At 52.0% G+C, this 21,675-nt stretch carries 29 protein-coding genes; 3 read left to right on the forward strand and 26 right to left on the reverse strand.

The genetic code is table 11. The features are described 5' to 3' along the window. The 16 genes from RTX96_RS19580 to RTX96_RS19655 all read right to left on the reverse strand — a co-directional run. A partial coding sequence (locus RTX96_RS19580) for a phage tail protein (RefSeq protein ID WP_312671851.1) occupies positions 1-1,058 on the reverse strand: 1,058 nt, incomplete at its 3' end. Next, on the reverse strand, positions 1,055-1,660 hold the full coding sequence (locus RTX96_RS19585) for a phage tail protein I (RefSeq protein WP_014884893.1): 606 nt from the start codon (positions 1,658-1,660) through the stop codon (positions 1,055-1,057). The genes RTX96_RS19580 and RTX96_RS19585, both read right to left, overlap by 4 nt. Then, positions 1,653-2,561, reverse strand: a complete 909-nt coding sequence (locus RTX96_RS19590) for a baseplate assembly protein (protein ID WP_312671852.1) — start codon at positions 2,559-2,561, stop codon at positions 1,653-1,655. The genes RTX96_RS19585 and RTX96_RS19590 overlap by 8 nt, the downstream gene beginning before the upstream one ends. After that, positions 2,548-2,907, reverse strand: a complete 360-nt coding sequence (locus tag RTX96_RS19595; protein ID WP_286049539.1) for a GPW/gp25 family protein — start codon at positions 2,905-2,907, stop codon at positions 2,548-2,550. Before RTX96_RS19595 ends, RTX96_RS19590 begins: the two co-directional genes overlap by 14 nt. Further along, positions 2,904-3,482: a phage baseplate assembly protein V gene (locus tag RTX96_RS19600; RefSeq protein ID WP_286049540.1), complete on the reverse strand. Its 579-nt coding sequence runs from the start codon at positions 3,480-3,482 to the stop codon at positions 2,904-2,906. Before RTX96_RS19600 ends, RTX96_RS19595 begins: the two co-directional genes overlap by 4 nt. 68 nt (positions 3,483-3,550) lie before the next feature. Next, entirely contained in the window at positions 3,551-3,997 is a 447-nt protein-coding gene (locus RTX96_RS19605) for a phage virion morphogenesis protein (RefSeq protein ID WP_032642152.1), read from the reverse strand. After that, positions 3,990-4,421, reverse strand: a complete 432-nt coding sequence (locus tag RTX96_RS19610; protein ID WP_014884898.1) for a phage tail protein — start codon at positions 4,419-4,421, stop codon at positions 3,990-3,992. The genes RTX96_RS19605 and RTX96_RS19610 overlap by 8 nt, the downstream gene beginning before the upstream one ends. Further along, the gene (lysC, locus tag RTX96_RS19615; protein ID WP_223195361.1) at positions 4,384-4,632 is read right to left on the reverse strand and encodes an Rz1-like lysis system protein LysC; all 249 of its coding nucleotides are present in this window, start codon (positions 4,630-4,632) and stop codon (positions 4,384-4,386) included. The genes RTX96_RS19610 and lysC overlap by 38 nt, the downstream gene beginning before the upstream one ends. Next, positions 4,517-4,945, reverse strand: a complete 429-nt coding sequence (lysB, locus tag RTX96_RS19620; RefSeq protein WP_033487486.1) for an Rz-like lysis system protein LysB — start codon at positions 4,943-4,945, stop codon at positions 4,517-4,519. The genes lysC and lysB overlap by 116 nt, the downstream gene beginning before the upstream one ends. Further along, positions 4,942-5,457: a lysozyme gene (locus RTX96_RS19625; RefSeq protein WP_064138363.1), complete on the reverse strand. Its 516-nt coding sequence runs from the start codon at positions 5,455-5,457 to the stop codon at positions 4,942-4,944. The genes lysB and RTX96_RS19625 overlap by 4 nt, the downstream gene beginning before the upstream one ends. Beyond that, positions 5,438-5,653, reverse strand: coding sequence for a hypothetical protein (locus RTX96_RS19630; protein ID WP_014884902.1), 216 nt, complete (start codon positions 5,651-5,653; stop codon positions 5,438-5,440). The genes RTX96_RS19625 and RTX96_RS19630 overlap by 20 nt, the downstream gene beginning before the upstream one ends. A 3-nt stretch (positions 5,654-5,656) precedes the next feature. Then, the gene (locus RTX96_RS19635; protein WP_000868184.1) at positions 5,657-5,860 is read right to left on the reverse strand and encodes a tail protein X; all 204 of its coding nucleotides are present in this window, start codon (positions 5,858-5,860) and stop codon (positions 5,657-5,659) included. Then, the gene (locus tag RTX96_RS19640; protein ID WP_014884903.1) at positions 5,860-6,327 is read right to left on the reverse strand and encodes a head completion/stabilization protein; all 468 of its coding nucleotides are present in this window, start codon (positions 6,325-6,327) and stop codon (positions 5,860-5,862) included. The genes RTX96_RS19635 and RTX96_RS19640 overlap by 1 nt, the downstream gene beginning before the upstream one ends. 98 nt (positions 6,328-6,425) lie before the next feature. Next, positions 6,426-7,079, reverse strand: coding sequence for a phage terminase small subunit (gene gpM, locus RTX96_RS19645; protein ID WP_006777754.1), 654 nt, complete (start codon positions 7,077-7,079; stop codon positions 6,426-6,428). Between the two features lie 3 nt (positions 7,080-7,082). Next, positions 7,083-8,231 carry a phage major capsid protein, P2 family gene (locus RTX96_RS19650; protein WP_064138364.1) on the reverse strand — a complete coding sequence of 383 codons (1,149 nt, stop codon included), beginning with the start codon at positions 8,229-8,231 and terminating at the stop codon, positions 7,083-7,085. Positions 8,232-8,246: 15 nt separating this feature from the next. Further along, positions 8,247-9,074: a GPO family capsid scaffolding protein gene (locus RTX96_RS19655; RefSeq protein ID WP_064138365.1), complete on the reverse strand. Its 828-nt coding sequence runs from the start codon at positions 9,072-9,074 to the stop codon at positions 8,247-8,249. Between the two features lie 149 nt (positions 9,075-9,223). Here RTX96_RS19655 and RTX96_RS19660 point away from each other — a divergent pair, with 149 nt between their 5' ends. The 3 genes from RTX96_RS19660 to RTX96_RS19670 are packed head-to-tail and all read left to right on the forward strand — an operon-like array spanning position 9,224 to position 12,728. Next, positions 9,224-10,987, forward strand: coding sequence for a terminase ATPase subunit family protein (locus tag RTX96_RS19660; protein ID WP_017382378.1), 1,764 nt, complete (start codon positions 9,224-9,226; stop codon positions 10,985-10,987). Then, on the forward strand, positions 10,987-11,694 hold the full coding sequence (locus RTX96_RS19665) for a terminase large subunit domain-containing protein (RefSeq protein WP_064138366.1): 708 nt from the start codon (positions 10,987-10,989) through the stop codon (positions 11,692-11,694). Before RTX96_RS19660 ends, RTX96_RS19665 begins: the two co-directional genes overlap by 1 nt. Beyond that, a complete protein-coding gene (locus RTX96_RS19670; RefSeq protein WP_064138367.1) occupies positions 11,691-12,728 on the forward strand; it encodes a phage portal protein in 1,038 nt (345 codons plus the stop codon). The genes RTX96_RS19665 and RTX96_RS19670 overlap by 4 nt, the downstream gene beginning before the upstream one ends. Positions 12,729-13,165: 437 nt before the next feature. Here the strand turns inward: RTX96_RS19670 and RTX96_RS19675 are convergent, their stop codons facing one another. The 10 genes from RTX96_RS19675 to RTX96_RS19720 form a co-directional block, all read right to left on the reverse strand. After that, positions 13,166-15,838, reverse strand: a complete 2,673-nt coding sequence (locus RTX96_RS19675; RefSeq protein WP_064138368.1) for a S1 RNA-binding domain-containing protein — start codon at positions 15,836-15,838, stop codon at positions 13,166-13,168. Between the two features lie 350 nt (positions 15,839-16,188). Continuing rightward, complete coding sequence (locus tag RTX96_RS19680; RefSeq protein WP_059446320.1) at positions 16,189-16,362, reverse strand: hypothetical protein; 174 nt, start codon at positions 16,360-16,362, stop codon at positions 16,189-16,191. Between the two features lie 156 nt (positions 16,363-16,518). Then, complete coding sequence (locus RTX96_RS19685; protein WP_312671853.1) at positions 16,519-18,924, reverse strand: replication endonuclease; 2,406 nt, start codon at positions 18,922-18,924, stop codon at positions 16,519-16,521. Continuing rightward, positions 18,915-19,775, reverse strand: coding sequence for a DNA adenine methylase (locus RTX96_RS19690; RefSeq protein ID WP_024552872.1), 861 nt, complete (start codon positions 19,773-19,775; stop codon positions 18,915-18,917). The genes RTX96_RS19685 and RTX96_RS19690 overlap by 10 nt, the downstream gene beginning before the upstream one ends. Further along, a complete protein-coding gene (locus RTX96_RS19695) occupies positions 19,772-19,999 on the reverse strand; it encodes a TraR/DksA family transcriptional regulator (protein ID WP_024552873.1) in 228 nt (75 codons plus the stop codon). The genes RTX96_RS19690 and RTX96_RS19695 overlap by 4 nt, the downstream gene beginning before the upstream one ends. Further along, positions 19,999-20,232 (reverse strand): DUF2732 family protein, encoded by a 234-nt coding sequence (locus RTX96_RS19700; protein WP_001744223.1) that lies wholly within the window; start codon positions 20,230-20,232, stop codon positions 19,999-20,001. The genes RTX96_RS19695 and RTX96_RS19700 overlap by 1 nt, the downstream gene beginning before the upstream one ends. 67 nt (positions 20,233-20,299) lie before the next feature. Then, on the reverse strand, positions 20,300-20,641 hold the full coding sequence (locus RTX96_RS19705) for a DUF5347 domain-containing protein (protein WP_048971665.1): 342 nt from the start codon (positions 20,639-20,641) through the stop codon (positions 20,300-20,302). Next, a complete protein-coding gene (locus RTX96_RS19710) occupies positions 20,605-20,805 on the reverse strand; it encodes a phage filamentation protein Fil family protein (RefSeq protein WP_032442472.1) in 201 nt (66 codons plus the stop codon). Before RTX96_RS19710 ends, RTX96_RS19705 begins: the two co-directional genes overlap by 37 nt. 7 nt (positions 20,806-20,812) lie before the next feature. Beyond that, positions 20,813-21,322, reverse strand: coding sequence for a phage regulatory CII family protein (locus RTX96_RS19715; protein WP_312671868.1), 510 nt, complete (start codon positions 21,320-21,322; stop codon positions 20,813-20,815). 32 nt (positions 21,323-21,354) lie between these two features. Next, positions 21,355-21,603, reverse strand: coding sequence for a hypothetical protein (locus RTX96_RS19720; protein WP_033146281.1), 249 nt, complete (start codon positions 21,601-21,603; stop codon positions 21,355-21,357). Positions 21,604-21,675 lie beyond the last annotated feature (72 nt).

A 21,675-nucleotide genomic window follows, 5' to 3' on the forward strand; every position in this document is an offset into this window, starting at 1 on the left:
CCCAAACGAAGGTATTCGATAATCCCATCTGCGGTTTTTCCTGACAAAGTTGTCAGCGTGCTATCCAGCGGCTGCTTGCCTGCCAGCGCATTTGTCATGGTGGTTGCAAAGTTAGGATCGTTTCCTAACGCCGCCGCCAGCTCGTTCAGGGTATCAAGCGCCGCAGGTGATGAGCCAACAAGCGCAGCCAGAGCTGATTTTACGAAAGCAGTAGTGGCAATTTGCGTATTGTTGACAGTCTGCGCAGCCGTGGGGGCTGTCGGCGTTCCGGTCAGGGCCGGGCTTGCCAGTGGGGCTTTGAGTGCAAGCGCGTTATTAATGGTGGTGCTGAAATTAGGATCGTTGTTGATAGCCGCAGCAATTTCTTTCAGCGTGTCCAGTGTCGCCGGGGCGCCATTCACCAGGGCGATCAGAGCCGCCTGCACAAACGCAGTTGTGGCAAGCTGAGTGGTATTGTTACCTGCAGCTGCAGTCGGTGCTTTTGGGGTGCCGGTAAACGTCGGGCTGGCTTTTGACGCATATTGCGTATGTGGATCAGCTGCTGCAAGATGCGCCGCCATCAGCTCATCTACATACACCTTTAGTTCCAGCACCTTGTCATCCACATATTTTCGGGTAGCCAGCACTACGGACGGATCAATTTTCAGCGTAATGTTATCGGTGCTGCTGGTAATCAGTACCATGCGCACTGTCTGCGTGCGGCCGCTTCCCTCTGCCAGCTGCGGCTTATAGCTCTCCGGGCAGTTCCCCACGGCGATCAGCGCGCCCGTTTCATCAAACAGCCCAACCTCACGAATCCACCAACCGCCCTCCGTTTCAGGAATCACCTGCTCAGCAATAATCTGGCTACTGTTCTGCGGATCGATGTAAAGCATGTTCAGGTCAGCGCGCCGCTTTTCGGAAACCAGCTTCGTCTGTTGTGCGCTGGGAGTTGGAAGCACGCCGCCGCCATCCCCCACCGCCATCTGGGTAATTTTCAGCGGCACACCGAGCGCGGCAGCGCTTGCCAGTTTCGCCGCGCCAATATCCGTCAGCAGGGTATAAAATTTTGCGCTCATGGGTTCACTCTCATTGTGTCGATAACATGGACGGCGCCGCCCTCGTAAGCAGTGCCACCGGAAATGATGGTTTCGTTGATATACGGATAAATCGTGATTTCTTCGCCGGTATAAGTGGCAGCCCCAACAAAATATGGCCCGCTCGTCTGCAGGTTTATGGACATGCCGATCAGATGCCGACTGCAGGGTTTGGCATCACCAATCAAGCGCTCCAACTCCAGATAGGTTTCCTCTGTTATGCCCTGGTCCTGCACCCCAATATCCAGGCGAAACGTGCCCGGCGCCTCGCCGGTCTGCCACCATTCAATGATGCGGATCAGAAAGCCGAACGGCTCCACCACACGCCGCACCGCGCTGGTTGTGCCCTTGTGCTGATGGATATAGAACGCATCCTGCACCACGCGGCGCTTCACGCTCTCCGCCCATCCTTCGTCCCAGCGATCAACCGAAAAGGCCCACGCCAGATACGGCAGAAACTTGACCGGGCATGTTGCCGGGTTCCATAAATCTCGCAGCGGCACCTGCAGATCGGAAATTCCGCTGCAGGTCTGTGCCAGGCGGCGCTCAAGCGGCGATGAACCAGGAGGAAGCAGACTATTCATCCGTTCCCCCGTTGGTTACGCTCCATTCCGTACATGAAGCGGCTTGTGTCTTATCTAGCACCACATCAGCGAGCGGAGAGGCCAGTTCAACACGCTGCACACCTTCAACATGCAGCGCGGCATAAATTGCACTGCGGCGAATATCACGCCCCAGCCTCGTCTGGCTGGCGATATATTTCTGCAGGCTGGCTTTTGCCGCCTCCATCACCGGCTCAGCTTCTGGCCCCGGGTAAAGAAAGATCGTCGCATCCACGCTGTACGAAATGATTTCAGCGCTGCGCACAGTCAGACGGTCAGCAACCGGCCGCACGTTCTCACTGTTAAGCGCCTGTTCAACCACAGCCAGCAGATCCACCGCAGCCGTTCCGTCACCCTCACGGCTCAGCACGGTAAGCACCACCTCCGCCGGGGCCGGGCTGGTTGCGCTGGCGTCAGCCACTCGCCCGTCAGCGCTTTTAGCGTGAAACTCGTAAGCTCCCGTTGGGCCTGCAACTGACAGCCCTTCAAAAGCTGCAGGAACACGCTGACGCAGAGCCTCATCACTTTCCATCACGGCAGCAACCGGCGGTACCGCGTCGTTATCTGCAGGAATAACCGTCAGACGTTTTACGTTGCAGTTACCGGCCAGCTGATCGAGATCACTCCCCATGGAATAAGCCACCATGACCGCCAGCGCCGCTTCGTTAATGCGCTGACGCAGGAGGATTTCACGATACGCATTTTCCTGCAGGAGCTTGGTCACGGGTTCAGACTCCAGCTCAAGCGTGCGCCTTACCGCGTCCTGCTCGTCTGCCGGATAAAGGGCTAAAAACGCGGCTTTCCGTTCGTTTAGCAACGTTTCAAAATCCGGTACATCCACTATCTGCGGGGCGGGCAGCTGGGAAAGGTCAATGACTGCCATTGTCTGCTCCTGTTGATACCGAAAGTGAAACCGGCGCGCCGTTATCACGCTGCCCGGTAAGCTCAACAACCATCGAACCATCAAAACTGCTATTTATGGTGATGGAATCCAGGGTAAGCCGTGGCTCCCAGCGACTCAGAGCCACATAGACCGCAGACATAACCTGCAGGCGCAGCGCCGGGTTCTGCGGCTGGTCTATCAGTTCAGACAGAAGCGAGCCGTATTCCCGCCGGGCAATGCGGCTCCCCTGCGGAGTCAGCAGAATATCCCGGACCGACTGGCGCAGGTGTTCCGTATCGGTAATGGCCCTGCCGTTGCCCTGACTCATGCCGATATAAAGCGTCATACCGGGCCTCCCGATGTATCACCGCCGGACTTAACGCCGGTATGACCGTGTTTATCGACTACGATCCCGTTAGAACTCATGGCGCCGCCGCCCTGGGTGACGCCACCATTGATCACCACTTCGCTGTGTATGCGCGTGTTGCTTGCTTCCACCACAAATTCCCCCGTTTTCAGGGTTATGTTATCTGCAGCCTCGATCACCATGGATTTGATACCCCGCACATGCCAGCGGCCGGTCGCGGGTTCATATTCAAACCAGCCACCGTCCGGGTATTCCGTTACGCAGCCGTCCACTGAGTCCGACGGCGGCGCGAACTGGTTGGAATAGATCGCAGGTAAGGCAAAAGCGGTTTCCAGATTGCCGCCCATACTCAGCACCACCACCTGCTCATCCGGCGACGGGCACCACCATGTACGGGCACCGCCTGCGCGCAGTGTCAGCCAGTTAATCCAGTTGGTTTCAAGCTCGCCCACTTTCACCCGGCACAGCCAGTTTTTCCGGTCCACTTCGGTTACGGTGCCGGTGCGGATCAGGTTGGTGATAAGGCGCATGATTTCGGTTAGTTGTGCGTTCATAACGAAAGGTTGCCATCAGAGGGAAAAGGGAGGCAGCGTTGGGTTTTGTGCCATCGGTGACACAAATTTCACTCCGACAGCCAGCGCAACAGCGTGTCACGGGTGATGGTTTCCACCTCATCATTCACGCCTAAAAGACGGCGTGCCGGGTACCGGGCCTCCGGGCCATTGCGTCTGACTCGATCACGCAGACCATAATGGTGAACACGGGCGATGCGCTGGACTTTCCCATCAAACTGCACGCTGGCAGAGTCCGCAGTGGCTGCGGTTTTCAGGTATTTAGTGGTGCGCAACTTGGCGAACATCTGGCGCTTGATGCGCCCCTTTTTACTTCTGGCCGTCACCCGGCGCGCCTCAAAGGCTGTGCCGTCTGGATTGCGCTGCAGCCTGATGTTTTGCTGTTGCGACCGGCGCAGCTCCTGCGCCAGTTGTCGCATCATACGGTTGCGGGCTGCCGGTTCCAGATTCGCCAGCAGGGCCGCCAGCCAGTCATCCACCCTCTGCAGGTCATCCACGTTTCACCGTCCACATTTCTTCGGGTACGTCGGGTTCCGGCACCGCTTCAACGCTCGATACGGTGCCGTCTGTGCTGACAATCACGCGCTCCGTGAGCTGCAGATTGAGGCTGATATCACACAGATCGTTGCTCAGGATATCGACGTCAAAGGTAAAAAGTTTTTCGCGCAGCTCCGGGTTGTTGATAGCGTCCGGTTGATTGGTCATTAACCAGAGCAATACGGGTGCCATCACTAAATTCTGGTTGCCGCTAAAGTCTTCAATCACCACATTCAGGGTGTAGCGATATTCCCATGACATTGAACGGGCGCCGGTTGCGACCAGCGAACCGTTATCAACAAAAAGGTGCAGCTTGTCGGGGTTGTCACGGACATACGCCACCGATTTATTCAGGGCGTTGCGTAAGGACTGCGGCTTGTTCACTGTCTCGCTCCTGACACGCTATGATCGTGTCCACTTTGTCGGCACATACTGCCCAGGCGGCCTCAGTCTCATCCAGCACCTGGTTCAAATCCCCATTACTGCGCGGCGCTGACCTGTCCAGGCGGCATTGCGTCACTTTTGGACAACCACTCACGGTAAGCTGCACCTCCGGCGAGGGCCGGGCGCTCCCGCAGCCGGATAATGTCAGCAGGCAAAGGAGTGTCAGCCCAGCGGCGTAAATCCTCGTTTTCACGTTTTAGCTCCTCGATCCGGCGCTGGCGACTCCGCAATAGCGCGGAAGTCTCCTCCGCTGCAGCATAAAGTTGCATCTGCGCCCGGCTGTTGGTTTCAGTAAGAATGGACAGGCTGATGAGCTGGCTGTTTTTCTTCGCCAGCTCCTGCTTGTTCTTTTTAAGCGTCTCTGCCTGCGTCCCGATGGTGTGACCGGCATTGTTAAGCCGCCATGACTGCCAGCCCAGCAGTGCCAGCACCAGAGCCAGGATCACCGCCAGCGCGCGCGTCATACCCCTGCCCCTTTAAGACACCAGGCAAGCTCACGGGCGCGCCGGTTTTCCAGCCCTTTATTCCGTTGACCATTTACATAAACCCAGCGGGGGAGCTGGTTGCACGCCTGCCACCACTGCTGGCGATTGATGTAAGAAACCATTGTTGACCGGCAGATAGCCCCGGTTCCGACATTAAAGCCGATACTGATCAGGGCATCGTAAACATGCTGAGGTGGTTTAACCTGCAGGCAGGCTTCAATCCTTTTTTCCGTCAGCAACACGTTATTAATCAGCCCCTGCGCGGCCTGTCGCTCCGTTATGGTTTTGCCCGGCACTACCCCAGACGTATTGCCGATCCCGTCCGTCCAGACCCCGGCGCTGCACTGGTATGGCTGGAGGCGACACCCTTCGAAATCAGCAATCAGTTTCAGCCCCTCGACGGAGGTATGAAGCGACTGAAAACCCGGCAGCGTGGCGGCAATCGCCAGCACCGCGCCGACCAGGCAACGCTTAACGATTGAAGGACTCATATTCCCCCCTGGATATTCTGCCGTCCCGCAGCAGCTGGTAGGCTTTCCAGCGTAAATAACAGGTCACCGCTGCCGTAATAATCCCCAGCGCAAGACCGGTGATGGTCGATACATCTTTAAGAGACAAATCACCGAGCCATGCCAGAAGCAGGGCAACGCAGTAAGTGATAAAGGCGCTGATTCGTTCAAGCGTCATAGTTCAGTCCCATAACTGGACAGTCTGCGCAGTGGTTGACGCCGTAATGTCCGGCAGCTCCACCTGCAGCCCGTGCGGTAAAAAGGGGCCATATTCAGCCAGCCCCGGATTCGCCTGCAGCACCTGTTCAGTGACTCCCTGCGTGCGCCCGTAATGGCGCCAGCAGAGTGCGTCCACCGTGTCATACTGATGCGCACGCACTTTCATCAAATCAGCTCCACCGTCATATGCGGCATATCGCGCAGGCGGGACTCCGCCCAGCGCACATCGCGCCACAGCTCGCCTAAGGTTGTTTCGATATCTTCAGCTTTCTTGCTTCCGTCGCCGGTTGCGTCAAAATCGCGATAGCGCTCAACCAGGTTTGCTTTTGCCCAGCAAAACACCGCACGGCGATACAGCATGAGCCGCTGGCTTTCGCCGTCGATCACATCTGCAGGGACGTCGGCCAGGCTCGCATACCCCTGCGCCCGTTGTTTCTCGCGGAACTCATAAAGATCGGCGTTAACTTCAGCAATCGCTGTCAGCAACGCCAGACGCAGGCGCGGATCGGTGACACTCCCATCCATGCGCATATCACGGCGGAACTCTGAAACCCTGACATCAGGCCAGAAACTGGTGTTTTTAATAACGTCCTGGGTACTTTCCCCGGCCTGTTCCGGCGAAACGAATTGCATATTTCTGGCACTCCCAAATAGTTGGGCGGTGGACGGGGTTTTGACGCGGCATAAAGCCTGTCGCCACCCCGTGCCGCCCCGCGCGTTGGCACGATTCGTTAAGCCGACATTGCCTGTCGCAATCGGCTTTCAAGCTTGTTGATTTCGGTTTTGACGCCAGAACTGTTATCCAGCTGCAGGGCACGCTTCAGATGGTTAAGTGCCGCCACTGCCTGATCGTTATCCCGCAGCGCGTAGCCCATCGCCTTATGAAGTCGGGCGCGTGACTGATCCGGCATATCCTGACCTTCAACAATATCGAGCACCTGGGTAAGAATGGCGGCACTGAATGATTCACCGGCAGAAAAAGCGCGCATTGCCGCGTCGGCAAACTCTTCCGCAACAGCGGTCCCGCAGGTCCGGTTGAATCGCTGCGGCAGGACCCAGCCGTGTTTAATGGCATGGCGGGCAATGTCCAGCGCGCCGGTATAGTCTCCGGCATCAATGCGCCAGATCATGACGTACATCGCCACGTCGTCCTGGCCTGACGCGTCAGCATCCAGTAAACCGGCAATCCATGAGGCATAAGCGGGAAGAAACTCACGTTTGAGCTGAGCCTTGCGCTCATTTGACTGGACGGTTTTAAGGCGCCTGCGGTGTTCTGTCAGCTGTAACAGCATCTGGTTGTAGCCCGTCAGGCTGGCATTACTGCCGCCCTGCCGGGCGGCATCCTGTGCCTGTACATACTGAGTGTGAGCACGGAACGGATTCATTTATCACGCTCCGGCGCCAGCACCGCCCGTATTCTGAGCATCAAGCGCACCCTGAACTGCTGCAGCAACGATGGTCTGAATATTTTCAGCCGTCAGCGCCGCGCCCGGATTGCCGTCTGCCTGCGCTGGTAACATCTCGATGTTCTCAACCAGGCAAACGCCGTCGTAATCTTCGACAACATACGCCTCGTTAACGGATTCGTAGTTCTCCACGCGGTCACGCTTCGGATTGTCGATAACCGAACGACGACGGGTACCGGCTTGCCAGTAAATAGACAGGTTATCCAGACGGGTGATCAGCATGGCGTTAGCCGGGAAGAACGGCGCGCGAACGGCCGGGAGGTTGCCGATACGCTTCTGGCTGATGATGAGATCGGCCGCCATCGCTTCGCTGTTTGGCTGGTCGCGGTTGACGATCGGGAAATATTTATCCGCAAGCAACTGGCGCCCGACGATAACCACAAGCTCTGTATCTTCCTGATACCACGGCGCGATTTTCTCATTCACGGCGCCCATAACCAGCGCGTCCAGATTCAGGAAATCGCCGCCTTTACCGACACGGATAGTCTGAGAAACCACCTCGCCCTCGGACACAATTTTGTCCAGAACCTGAACGGGTTTCTCCTGGCGGATTTTCTCCAGCCAGCCGATATTCACATCCTGCAGCAGCGGATAGGTCTTGCGGTCTGACGTTTTTTCACGCTTCACGCCGTTGAAGCCGATCATGATGCGGTCAAGCGCCTGGCGAATAATGATGGCGTCACGGATGCGCGTCTGGAAGTCCTGGAATTTAGCCCACAAATCCAGTTTTGCATAAGGCAGCGCCGTATCAGAGTTAGTCTGGGTACACTTGTACCCTTCACCGTCGATGTAGGTCGGATCAACGGGTTCACGGTCTTTCTGGGTGGTATCAGTATTACCGGCGATACTGGCGCCAATCCCCAGCCCCAGACGTTCGCCGGACTGCTCATCAACCGGGATAATGTTGATTTTCTGCAGGAACGAGGAAGACTCCTGGATTTTCGTTTCCAGCGTCTGCGCAACGGATGGCTCTGCCGTATATTTTGAGGTGATACCGCTTACAGGCACGCCATTGAGTGTGGCGAGCTGCGTCAGATAGCCGTTGAATTTAAAACGTGTCTCTTTTTTCATTGTGCTTTTGCTCCGTCAGCAATCGGTGGTTTGTTCTGCGCCGTTATTGCCGGTCGCATTAGGGCGGCGTTCGCTGCGGCTGTCCTGAGTGGAAAGCTGCTCACGCAGGGTGGAGAGTGCGTTGGTTGTCTCATCAACAACCTTCTGCATATCGCTCAGCTTGTTGCTGAAATCGGCCTGATGGGTGCTGACCTGCTCCGCCAGCGTCTGATGCTCACGCGCGATGGTTTCAACAGCCTGATTCACATCAGCAAAGCGGGCGTTATCATCGGCGCCTTTGCGGGACAGCAGCTCTTTCACGCGGGTAAACAGGCTGGTTTTTTCCGGCACGTCCTCAAACTCGATGAGCGTTTCAACAGCAGCGGTAAACAGGTTGTCTTTGTCCAGCTTGCGGCGCGCCAGGGGGTTATGTTCTGCGCTGGCGCTGAACTGCAGCATTTCAGTGCCGAGGCTTGCCGGATCGTCAGTAATCGCCAGGCCAACCAGATAAGCGGAGCCGGTATCGGCAAAGCTGGTGTTAACTTCCATTGAGGTGAAAAGCTTCTGCCAGTTGCTGGTCATCGTGACCAGATCGTCAGTCGGGGCAATCCAGCCATACAGCGCCATTTTCCCGGACAATGCCCCTTCGGTAATTTCTTCCGCTTCCAGCTTTTCCACCATGCCAAAACGACGGAAGGGCCCATCAGGAGTAAAGCCCTTGATGTGCTCCATATTGATCAGCGCGGTGTATACCTGCGGGTTATAGCTCGCTGCCATCTGGGTGAGCCATTCACGCTCAATAACGCGCCCGTCAGTAGTGGCCCCTTCGACCCCAATACGAAAACGCTTAGATTTTTTTGCCATCGGTCCGGCTCCGGTTAGTTAGTTCGTAACACGTTCAGAGCCTTATGTTTGCGGTGATGGGCGCGTGTAAACAACGCGTTGGGCTTGTGCGAACTCCCACACAATGCGAAGCCGGGGAAAGTGCTGATTTGAGGCCGTATGTTTGTGCCATGACAACACTGACCCCCGCAGACCTCGATCCCCGTCGTCAGGCAATGCTGATGTACTTTCAGGGATACCGCGTAGCCCGCATTGCTGAAATGCTGGGCGAGAAAGTTGCAACCGTTCACAGCTGGAAAAAACGCGATAAGTGGGGCGAATATGGCCCACTGGATCAGATGCAGCTCACCACCGCCGCGCGTTACTGCCAGCTCGTCATGAAGGAGCAGAAGGAAGGAAAGGACTTTAAAGAAATTGACCTGCTGGCGCGTCAGTCAGAACGACAGGCCAGGATCGGCAAATTTAACAATGGCGGGAATGAAGCAGACCTGAATCCGAACGTGGCGAACCGTAATAAAGGCCCGCGCAAGCCACCGGAAAAAAACCTGTTTACCGACGAGCAGATCGAAAAGCTGGAAGAGATTTTCCGCGCCGGTATGTTCGAGTACCAGCGCCACTGGTGGGATGCTGGCATTAAGCACCGTATTCGCAACCTCTTAAAGTCACGCCAGATCGGTGCAACCTACTATTTCGCCCGTGAAGCGTTGATAGACGCGCTCACCACGGGGCGAAATCAAATCTTTCTGTCAGCGAGTAAAGCGCAGGCGCACGTTTTTAAACAGTACATCATCGACTTCGCAAAAGAGGTGGACGTTGAGCTGAAAGGCGATCCGATGGTGCTGCCTAACGGTGCCTGTCTTTACTTCCTCGGTACAAATGCCCGTACCGCGCAGAGCTATCACGGCAATCTGTATCTTGACGAGTATTTCTGGATTCCGAAATTCCAGGAGCTGCGCAAGGTGGCCTCCGGTATGGCGCTGCACAAAAAATGGCGCCAGACCTATTTCTCTACCCCTTCCAGCCTGACGCACAGCGCCTACCCGTTCTGGTCTGGCGCCCTGTTCAATAAAGGGCGCCCGAAAGCCGACAGGGTAGAATTTGACCTTTCTCACAGCAGCCTGGCGCACGGCGTTTTATGCCCTGACGGCCAGTACCGCCAGATAGTCACCATTGAAGATGCCGTAAATGGCGGCTGTAATCTTTTCGACCTGGACCAGCTGCGCCTGGAGTACAGCCCGGACGAATACAACAACCTGCTGATGTGTCAGTTTGTTGACGACCTGGCGTCCGTATTCCCGCTGGCTTTGCTGCAGTCCTGCATGGTTGACAGCTGGGACGTGTGGGACGATTTCGAACCGCTTTTACTGCGTCCGTTTGCATACCACCCTGTCTGGATCGGCTATGACCCGGCAAAAGGAACGCAGAACGGTGACAGCGCCGGTTGCGTTGTCATTGCGCCTCCCGTCGTCCCCGGCGGTAAATTCCGCATCCTTGAGCGTCACCAGTGGCGCGGGATGGACTTTCGCGCCCAGGCCTCAGCGATTGAGGAAATCACCAGACGCTACAACGTGACCTACATCGGCATTGACTCGACCGGCGTTGGCGATGGTGTTTACAAAACGGTTAAGCAGTTCTTCCCTGCCGCGCGTGAGTTTGTCTACAACCCGACCGTTAAAAATGCCCTGGTGCTTAAAGCCTACGACATCATCAGCGGGCGCCGTCTGGAATTTGACGCGGGGATGTTGGATATCGCGCAGTCCTTTATGTCCATTCGCCGTTCAACCACCGCCAGCGGCAACCGACCAACCTACGAAGCAGCCCGCACAGAGGAAGCCAGCCACGCGGATTTAGCCTGGGCAACCATGCACGCACTTTATAACGAACCACTGGCAGGAGCTTCCGCCAGTACCAGCAACATCGTGGAGATTTTCTGATGCACTCAACCCCGACCAACCTCATGACCTGCGCCAGCCTGCCAGTAGATCGCCCTTTCTTTGCTTTCCAGCATGAATGGAACATTGCCGCACGCACCAGGAACCGCGTACTAACAAAAATGCGCCAGGCGGGCGCAGATTATTTTTTCGCCTACGAAGCCCTGAACGATGCACTGCATACCGGACGCAACCAGATTTTTCTGGGCTGCAGCCCGGCATCTGCCCTGACAGTCAAAGCCTATATGTCAGCATTTTTAAGTCAGGCCGCAGCCCACACGCATCTGGGGAAAATAAAATCAGATAAAGCGCATCTGGAACTACCAAACGGTTCGAAAGTTTATTTTGTCGGTCCAAAAAGCCTTTGCGCCGCGCTTAATGGGAACGTCTACGTATTAGAGTATGCTTGGGCAGATTCCCCTAAAAATATGATTGCTCTCGCCAAAAGTATGTCCATGCACGCGCGCTATCACGCTACCTACTACACCACCCCTAGCCCCAGCTTGGAAGCATGGCAGGAATACAAAAAGCTGATTGCCCGTAACAGCACAACCATCATGACCTTTACCGCAGATGATGCGGCAGCAACCGGAGCCGAACTCTTTGATGATGAATGGCTGGATGACATGAAAAAAGAATTATCTGTAGAGGACTGGAAAATGCTGTTTATGTGCGAATGGCCCCAGGCTGATAAGGAGCTGGCGGCATGAGCAAACGCAAAAATAAACATAACCGCACAGCGGTAGAGCACAAAGCTAAACCAGCCGGTCCTGCAGCGGAAGCATTCAGCTTTGGTGACCCGATCCCCGTAATGGACCGCCGGGAGTTATTTGATTACCTGGAGTGCGTACAGGTGGACCGCTGGTACGAACCACCGATCAGCATGGATGGCCTGGCGCGAACTTACCGCGCCGCCGTGCATCACTCCAGCGCCATTCAGGTAAAACGCAATATTCTTACCAGTACCTTCATCCCTCACCGCTGGCTGTCTAAACAAGCCTTTTCGCGGTTCGCCCAGGACTTTCTCGTATTTGGTAATGCGTATCTTGAAAAACGCTTAAACCGGTTAGGCCAGATCATGGAGCTGCGCGCCTCGCTTGCCAAATACACCCGCCGTGGCATTGACCCGGACACCTACTGGTTTGCACAGTATGGCCACAACTCACAGCCCTATCAGTTCGATGAGGGAAGCGTGTTTCATCTGATGGAACCTGACGTTAACCAGGAGCTATACGGAATGCCGGAATACCTCTCTGCCATTCCTTCCGCCCTGCTGAATGAATCGGCCACGCTGTTTCGCCGTAAGTATTACCTCAACGGTAGCCATGCTGGTTTCATCATGTACATGAGCGACCCCGCCGCCGATCAGAAAGACGTGGACAACATACGCGAAGCACTTAAAAAATCGAAAGGGCCAGGCAACTTCCGCAACCTGTTTATGTACAGCCCGAACGGCAAGAAAGACGGCATTCAGATCATCCCGCTGTCAGAAGTCGCAGCGAAAGATGAGTTTCTTAACATCAAGAATGTGAGCCGTGATGACATGCTGGCAGCTCACCGCGTGCCGCCGCAGCTGATGGGGATTATTCCAACGAATACTGGCGGGTTTGGCGATGTGGAAAAAGCGGCGCGCGTTTTCGTTCGCAACGAACTTACCCCCCTGCAGGGCCGCATCAAAGAAGTTAACGAGTGGCTGGGTGATGAGGTGATACGCTTTGACCCCTACCTGACCGATGAAGACTGACGCCCACCTGCCAACCTTTGATATAAACCGCCCTTCTCCGGGCGGTTTTTTTATTCCCTTATGCCCTGCCTCACCATCAAAGCGCCTCAGCGCCTCGCTGAGCAGTCCTACGCTTTCGCCACCTGGCAGCTCACGACGAAACGCAGCGCCTCACCACGACGCAGGCGCGCACGACCAGCCCCAAAAAATGACCATGCACGCCCAACTTTGGGGCGCCAAAACCGCGATTAACCCCAAAACCGCGCGCTCGTAGCCCCGCCACGCCTGCCCGCTTTACGTAGTGGTTTTCATGCATCTGCATGATCCATAAATAGCCCGTCATAACTGACGGGTGCCGACATAAAGAACTCTCGAATAATCATGCATTCTCATGCAGTATGGCCATGCAACTCAAACCGAACCTTACAACCCATCATATAAGCAGCACTTGCCATGGTTTAAGAATCATTCTTTTCAACAAGTGATAAACTAATTTTTTGTTCAACTGCATTGAAATCATTTTCTATGCGTACTCTGATTCTGTTCCCTCTTGAAAACTCATTCATTCGGACATAGCCCATTGGTAACTTGGATTTATGAATTAAACCAGTAATTTTCCCTGTGAAATTAACAAAAATCCCATATTTTTGGTCACAGTTTCTAACCGTACCTTCTAATACATCTCCAGACTGGAACTTAGATTCGAAATCAGCCCACTCAGGATCGCGGATTTTTTCCTCAAATGCCCGAACTGCATTTACCGCAGCCTGAATATCAGTTAAATCGCGATAGTCACTCCCTGCAATAAACTCTTCCGAAAAATCTGCAATTGTAGCACGCTGAGCCTCAAGGAAATCAACTAACTCCTTAGCATTGGCACTCACCATTTGCTTATTATACTGATTCTGAACCGAGCCCATACGGTCAGAAACTCTTTTTGCAATATGTTCAGCAGGGAAAAGAGTATCTTCCGCCAGTGCTGCAAGATAACTTATATTTGAAAGCATATCTAAATGGACAAAACCTGCAGAAGATAATCGTAGCAAGTCTTCATCAGTTATTCCTGCCTCTCTAAAATCTTCTGAGACTAAACATTGCCCATGAAGTAAGTAATCAACCTCACGAGTAATCACTTTTGGAGAGAAACCAAACTTAACTAAATCTCTTTTTAATGTAGATAAAGGGAAATACCCTTTCAGACCAGTTGGACCGCTCGAACCAAAATGATTATAAAACCACTTCAGAATTGCGAACCTTGTAAAATGATTACCTCTTTCATCATCTCTCTCTGTTGAAAATATATTTTTCAGATAAGAGTTATCGCTATCGTAAAACCTACGATTTAATCTTAATAAAACCCTAGTGACTATATGTAATGGAAGAGCATACCGCCCTTCACTTTGCCTTATCTTCAAAAATTCATCTTCAGTAATATGCCCGCTAGTACAAAACTCCAAGAAGATCTCTAACGCTCTTCTTATATTTCTCCCTGAAAGCCCAACTATCATCCTTCTAATCTGCGCATCATGCACAAAAATAGAATTAACAATTGAAGTCAAATAATAAGAACGCTCATCCTTACTATATTCCACATTAAAACCATTAGGAAGAGAATAAGAAAGAGTGTTACTACTGCTATTCCTCGTCATTTCTTTGAGAACTAATTGCACTCTCGAATGAAGTACATAATTGAACAAAGGTGGCTCAATACGAAAAACCATATCTTTTAAAGCGGTATCGAGAGGAGGGCGATCTCTATAATTATCATAAGTCTCTTCTCTTAAGGGAAGGATTATCAACGACCTGAATTCATTTTGTAACCATTGAGCAGCCTGAAACATTAATAACTGTTCAGGCAAAGTCCTTTTATCGCAGTTATCAAGCACAATCACGACTAGTTTACCACGCTCAGTTCCGCAATATCTAGTATATGCAAGAGCTGTTTCATGTAAATCTGACTTACAGTCTTTGATAACTTTGTATAACTCTCTATTATATTCGTCACCAGCCAGCAACTGCCCTTCACCCTTATTAAACTTATTTATCTGCACCGAATAAAGTTTCTTTAACGTGTCTAATAAATCAAAGTCAATATTAGGATAGGATAACTCGCATTGTTGAATGATTTTACCCCTAAGCCAATCATAAACTTCCTCGGAGGATACAGGTGACTCATTCATATTAAAACGCAACCAAAGGGTGCTATTAACAATATCATTTGGCAGGGCAACCTCTTTTAAATGATCAATAAAAGTCGTCTTGCCTGATCCAACGCTACCAACAATCAATAAGACTTTATTTTCAAGAGGAGAACGCCCCCTGAATTTATCAATTATTTCCTTAGGATTATCGGTATCCTCAATTAACCTAGAGTCACTATTACTTACTGGTTGCGCCGCTCTGATGATTTTATCAATCGGCTTGGTATATCGATCCCGACGCCTAGAGGAAATATATCCTTCACGAGCAATAAACTGGCGATCATTTAGTGTATTGGGATTGAAAATATTTCCATATTCAGAGATTAACGTTGCACCAAAAGTGTTATGACCAACCTCTTCGTTTTGAGCAGCCTTTCCACCCATCATTCTTCTAGGTTTCCAGTACCTTTTGGGCTCAGACTTTGCGATAAACTCCTCAGACAACTTCGAAAGGGAATCAAAAGAAAATTCCTCCAGAAAACTTGCACAAACTTTATCCGCAGGCGATATTTCATTTAATCGATAACTTCCCTGATTATTATCCCACTCACCGGCAAGCCACTCATAGCCATCTGTAGCTATAATCTTTGTGAGAGGATTCAATCCACTTTCATATTTCGCGTTTAATTCTAGCGCATATAATCTAGCTTCCTGAAATGCGCTATCCAAATCCTCACCAGGTGTCTTAGCTTCCACAAGTAATACAGGAACACCATTTATTATAATTAGATAATCTGGGTAGTATATTTTTTTTGTGCTGCCCTTCCCTATTTCTAGGCTTTTTATATTTCTTTTAGTAAGTATGTATTCTTTATTTATCCCAAGGCCATCTACAGAGTTTTTAGTTAGAAATGGAAATATTATTTTCTGTTCGATATCACTTTCTGTTTCTTTTTCTTTATCTTTATCTAATTTTACTTTCTTACTCATACCTAGTCCTTAATATAATAAAGGCACTTAATCTCTTAAGTGCCCGTTATAAATTTTCAGTAGAAAGCTGTGAATATTTAATAAATATAAAACAAAAGGCGTTTTCAGCCTACCTCTCATAAAATCAAAAGTCAACATGTCATTTCATACAGTCAAATTTAGAAATGACATATAAAACAAGACATTAAAATGTGTACAAGATTGAACTATGTTGACAGCGATCACAAATCAGATAGCAGGTATTCAATTAGACGAGATCATAATTTCATTTGATATTTATATGGCTAAATAGTTAATTGATAAGGAGAAACACCTGCATGAAACATCCACGATAAACTAACTTTTTGCGTCTATGTTCGCTTATGTTCATGATTTCGGATTTTAGCCATCAGCTCGTCAGTCAATTCAGAAACCCATTGGATAGCAAGATGTTTCTCTTCGTCGCTGCACTCACTCTCCGCTACTAACTTTATGAAAAAATCAATGCGCTGAAGTTTCAATGACTCCAAAAGATAATCCTGCATTTTACCTCCTTCCAAGGCCACTTTCAAAGATAACTGTATGTATAAACACTGTTTATGCATACAGTATAATATCAATTTCTAAATGTAAAACGCTTTTTGAGATTCAGCAAGATAGCCCTGATAAGGATCAAAACGAGAAATATTTTCGAAGCGTTACTAATACTGTCTCCATTTGTCATCTTCACGCAGCCGCCCTTTCTGGTAAAAGATGCGCAGCCCTCCCCCTGACGGAAGGCTGCCGCCGCGTAAAAGTAAATTCACCTCATACTCACTGCTATCGAATCCTCTGGAGTGCAGCTCATACTCCAGCTGCAGGCGCTGCTGCTCAGAAATATCCTGCTTATAAGGCTTTTTCCGTTTCGGTTTTACCAGCCTGAGCCGGGCGACCAGCTCCCGCCGTTCCTTTTTGCCCATGCCGTGCAGATAGTCCTGCAGCGCCTTTTCATCCAAGGCCGTAATATCCGGTACTTCCCCCCCTGTCTGGTTCAAATTTTCAACAGGGGGACAGTTATTGCCACGAGTCCAAGGGGCGCAAGCGCCCTGGTCGGCTGCCGCCTCCTGAACGTCAACGGCCTTACGAACCTTTTTCCACTTCACCGCGTGCGTGCAAATCTTGCCCTCTGCAATCGGGGACCAGATGCCATAGATACGGATACCGTGATCGCCGTAGGCGCTCGGTTCGTCGTTAAGTTCATATGCCGTGCGGACAAGGTGATGTTTACGGGGAACCAGCACACCGCCCTGCTTCATGATGTAGGTGGCAAAGCAGCCCGCATCAGCCGCCGCCAGTACCGCATCCAGACGTGGATTATCCAGTACCGGCGCACCTGCTTTGCGTTCGCCCTGCACTCTCGCCGCCTGACCAGCCAGCAAGCGCAGCTCGCGGTATGCCTGACGCCCCGGAATACCAAAGAAACGAAATTGCTGGACACGGTGCAGTGACGCCCAGGCGCTGACATGCTCGGCGCTATCACGCAGTGATCTGCCGGTTTCCTTGCTGATTTCTTTAGCCAGCCCGCGCCCGTCGATGTTTTTGCTGATGTATTTAGCGATATAGCTGGTCGGCGTGCCCTTGCGCGGGTTGATAAGCTCGGACTTGAAGCGCGGCCCTGTATTGGTGCCCAGCTCCTCGCGGTCTTCACGGATGGCAAACTTACGCAGCAGCGCGGTGATGGAACGGCGATCTTTTTTGCGCATGAAGCACAGCAGGTGCCAGTGCACGGTGCCGTCGTGGTGCGGCTCTGCCACCCTGACGCCATACCAGCGCAGCCCGGCCTTGTGCATTGCCTTGCGGAAAGCGGCGAACGTATCAACCAGATAGTCACTACTCTGCCGGACAGTGGCACTGGTCCACTTCGGATTAGGTCTGCCGTTGTTGAGGGTTGCGTGGAAGCGTGACGGGCAGGTGATGGTATAAAACACCGCGCAGTCTCCGCGCATTTCCGCGATCAGCTCCAGTCCCTTAACACAGGCCATCATTTCATTACGGCGGTGTGCCGGATTGCTGTTGCTGGCGTTCACCACGTCTTCCATGTCCAGCGTGTCGCCGTCTTCGTTAACCAGCTCATGTGAGCGGAAGAACTCCAGCGATTTGCGGCGCTGCTCGCGTTTGTGGATCACGGCTTCGTAGCTGACATACGGGGATGCTTTTTTGTTGACCAGGCAGACGGCGCGCAGTTGTTCCTCGCGCCACTCGCAGCGCATCTGCCACAATTTGCGATACCACCAGTCCGCGCACAGCATACGCGCCAGCGATGGTGGGATCAGTTCATAGGGCACCGGCTTGCGGCGGCGCTTTTTGCGGCGTAACTGCTCAAAGGCAGGCGGGATGACCTCAAGGCGCATCGCCTCTGCGGCAACCCTTTCCCATGCCTGGCGGATTTCTTCTGGTTTAATACCATCGCTGACAAACAGATCACCACAGGCCGCATCGAGACACATGCTCATATGTGCCGCAACCAGCGTGGAAAGACGCTTGACCTGATCCTGATTCATTTCAGGCAGTACCAGCAGCCCCTCCAGCCCGTCATGACTCGCCATGAACCGGAAAGAGGCAGACACCTGACTGTCACGCACGCGCTCCAGCCGCTCAAGACACGGCCTGATTGTTTCACGCAGGTAGCGGGAATAGGCTTTTGCTCTGCCCATACTATGGAAATATTTAATCCGCTCCAGCAGAGGCTTGCTGATATGGGACGGCATGGCGTTAACGTCAGCCAGAATAACCAGATCGGGATTAAAACGCTGCTGCTCGCGCGCCATTTTGGCATGGCTAATCAGCCGGTCCTGCTCCATTTCACGCTGGACAGGATCACGGGATTCATCGAAGAAATAGCGTTCCCAGACCTCATCGCTCAGCGCCTCACGGCGCAGCTGCTCCTGCTCGTTATCCGCAGCGTAAAGAGCGATCAGGTTTGAAAGCGCAGACTCCGGCGCGACTTCCGCCGGGTCAAGATATGGGTTAACCGCTTTTTTGGGGTTATTCCATGAAAAGGCCACGGCGGCCTCATTCGAGCCGCCGGTGGTTGGTGCATTATGTAATGTGAATTTACTCACTGCCACGCCCGCACCTCAGTTTCCACCGAGATATCTGGACCGGACGCCAAATCGACATCAAACCAGCCTGCTGATTTTGTGGCGATGATTTCTGATGCAGATTTACCATCACCTGCAGCCACACCCATGCTGCGCTTTGCGGTGATACGGTGGCGGTTGAAATTACGATAAAGGGAGCGTGTCATGGATGTGTCGCTGTTGGACACGATAACCGGATGACCTTCTGATGACCGGCGTTCAAGAATAGACGCCAGATGATACTGGTCGTCCTCTGTAAAACCGGCAGTGTGATAACCGTTAAATGTGCCATCGTATGGCGGATCACAATAAACCACATCACCCGTCTGCAGCATCGCCAGTGTTTCGTCATAGCTGGCACAGATAAACGTTGCGTGTTGAGCCTTTTCTGCAAAAGTGCGTATTTCTTTTTCAGGGAAATACGGATTTTTATAATTACCGTAAGGGACATTAAAATGACCGCTCAAGTTATAGCGGCACAGTCCACGATAACCATGACGATTGAGATAAAGGAAATATACTGCTTTCATGAAATCAGTAATTTCAGAGGAATGATTAAACTCATGTCTAATGTTGTAATAAGCAACTTCTCTATTCGCTATCGCAAAAATATTTTTTGCACGTGATATGAAAGCCTCACAATCGAGGGCAATTTTTTTATAGAGATTGATAAGATCGGGATTAATATCCGCGACAAGATAATGAGGATAGTCTGTCGCCATCATTACAGCGCATGAACCCGCGAAAGGTTCAACCAGTCGCGGGCCAGCAGGAAGGTGCTTAATCAGTTCCGGCATGATGGCGGTTTTATTTCCCGCCCATTTCAGGATAGTGCTCATACAGCACCCCCGTTGTAGTGTTTGCCTTTCAGCTCTGCAATTTCCTGACAAGTGACGCAGCACTGCACGCCCGGAATGGCGCTGCGGCGAGCTGGCGGGATCGGCGCATCGCAATCAATGCAGAGAACACGGGAAAAGCCCGGTGCCTTATTGCGGGCGGTGTGGATGTGGCGCTGGCGTTCTTCTTCAACGCGCTGCTGTACGAGGTCCATTGAATCAGCCATCAGTGGATCTCCTGCGCTTCGTTCTGAATCTTCACCGCTTCCTGACGCAGCAACTCAGCCGCTTCTGTATGGTTAAGCTGACGTGACACGATACGGGCTGCCAAAGAGTCCAGACGTGCAGCCATCACATCTGCGCGTCCCCGGCGTTCTTCTTTGCGTGCCTCAGTCAGCAGCAGGTTGAGTCCGGCATCATCTGGTCCGGTTTTAGTGGTACGGGTTTCAATATTTCGCATAGTTGTTTCTCCTGAATTTTGGCAATAGGAAGCCCGGCGGGTTTACGCCATTAATTTCTGTTGTGGATTAATTCGGCATGGTTAGCCGTTTGGGAAATAAGCTCACCACTGCACGAAAATGATTCATTGCTTTAACCAGTTCCCGCTTTTCGTCAGTAGTCAGATCACTAATATTGACGCCGTGACGTTCTGCCGGAATTTTTGCCATATAAAAAATGGCCGCCAGTGCCCGCTCATTCTGTTTATTATTTACGTCGCGTGGATCGCGCATATCTTTAATAAACCTTTCAAGCTCCGACTCAATATTCAGACCAAACACTTTAGCCCTCAATTCCGCAATATGGTTCAGTCCATCCAGGCGTTCACCGGGGCTTAATGGAACAGTCGCCGTAGCGCCTTCAATAGCCATGATTTCCCCTGTTTGGTTGTGGACAAGTCAGCCAGCAGTTCATCCTGAGAGCGGCACGGGTGCCAGCGTTTGCCATCCTTGCCCATGATCCAGCCGTGACCGTAGTGCATTGCCGGGCTTTGCTTTACAAGAAGTGACGCGAAAGAAGGTTCTTTAGTCAGCATAATCACCTCAGATCAGACCAAACGAAGCGCCGAGGCCCGTCACGGTATCCACCGCGCTTGCCATCGCCGGGTTAGCCTGCAAACGCGCCTGCATCGAAACGGCAGCCAGTGCCATCAGACGAGTTACAGAGTTAATGCTGCTGATAACATCGCGGCGGCCTGCGGTGGTTTTCACATCACCCGATACGGCACCGGCGGCAACACGTCCGATTTCAGCTGTAGCGCTCATGACGTAATGCGGCAGCTTCTCTTTTGCCACTTCGTTCATCGGTACGCATGGCAGGCAGTGAATCTGAGCCAAAAAGCCGTCAACCAGCGTGGAGTCCTCAGTAAGATCGGTAAGCAGCCAGATTTCCGCCGGCGTCAGTTGATGTGGCTGGTCCGGGTTCAGCTTGTTGCGCAGCGTCTGAACCTTCATTCCTGCGCGGTCTGCCAGTTTCGCCATATTGTGACGCAATGCGAAAGCACGGCAGGCTTCATCAAAATGAGGATGTTTGGAAACGCGATAATCAAACATGTTAGCCTCTGAAATGGTTCTCATAATTGAACTCACTGACCAACAACAACGTTGTAGTTGAAGGCTGAGTGCTCCATGTTCTTACGAGCCTGCTCTTGCTTGTACTTAAGATACAAAATGGAAACTCGACCTTTGTTTTTCTCTTTCTTTTCAATGTAGTTAGCAAGTTTACCGTTATGAATCATCTGATAAACAGAGCCGCGAGAGTACCCCTCCCACTCCGCGAACTCTGCTGGAGTCGCTATCACTTTTGGTACACGAATTGAAATCTCAGTGCTCATAGTGCAGTATCTCTTAGTTTAGTTTCGTTTTATCTCGTTTTATATGGTTTGAGTTTGGTTTTCAAAACCTGA

The organism is Pseudescherichia sp. (assembly GCF_032052675.1).
Lineage (GTDB): Bacteria > Pseudomonadota > Gammaproteobacteria > Enterobacterales > Enterobacteriaceae > Pseudescherichia.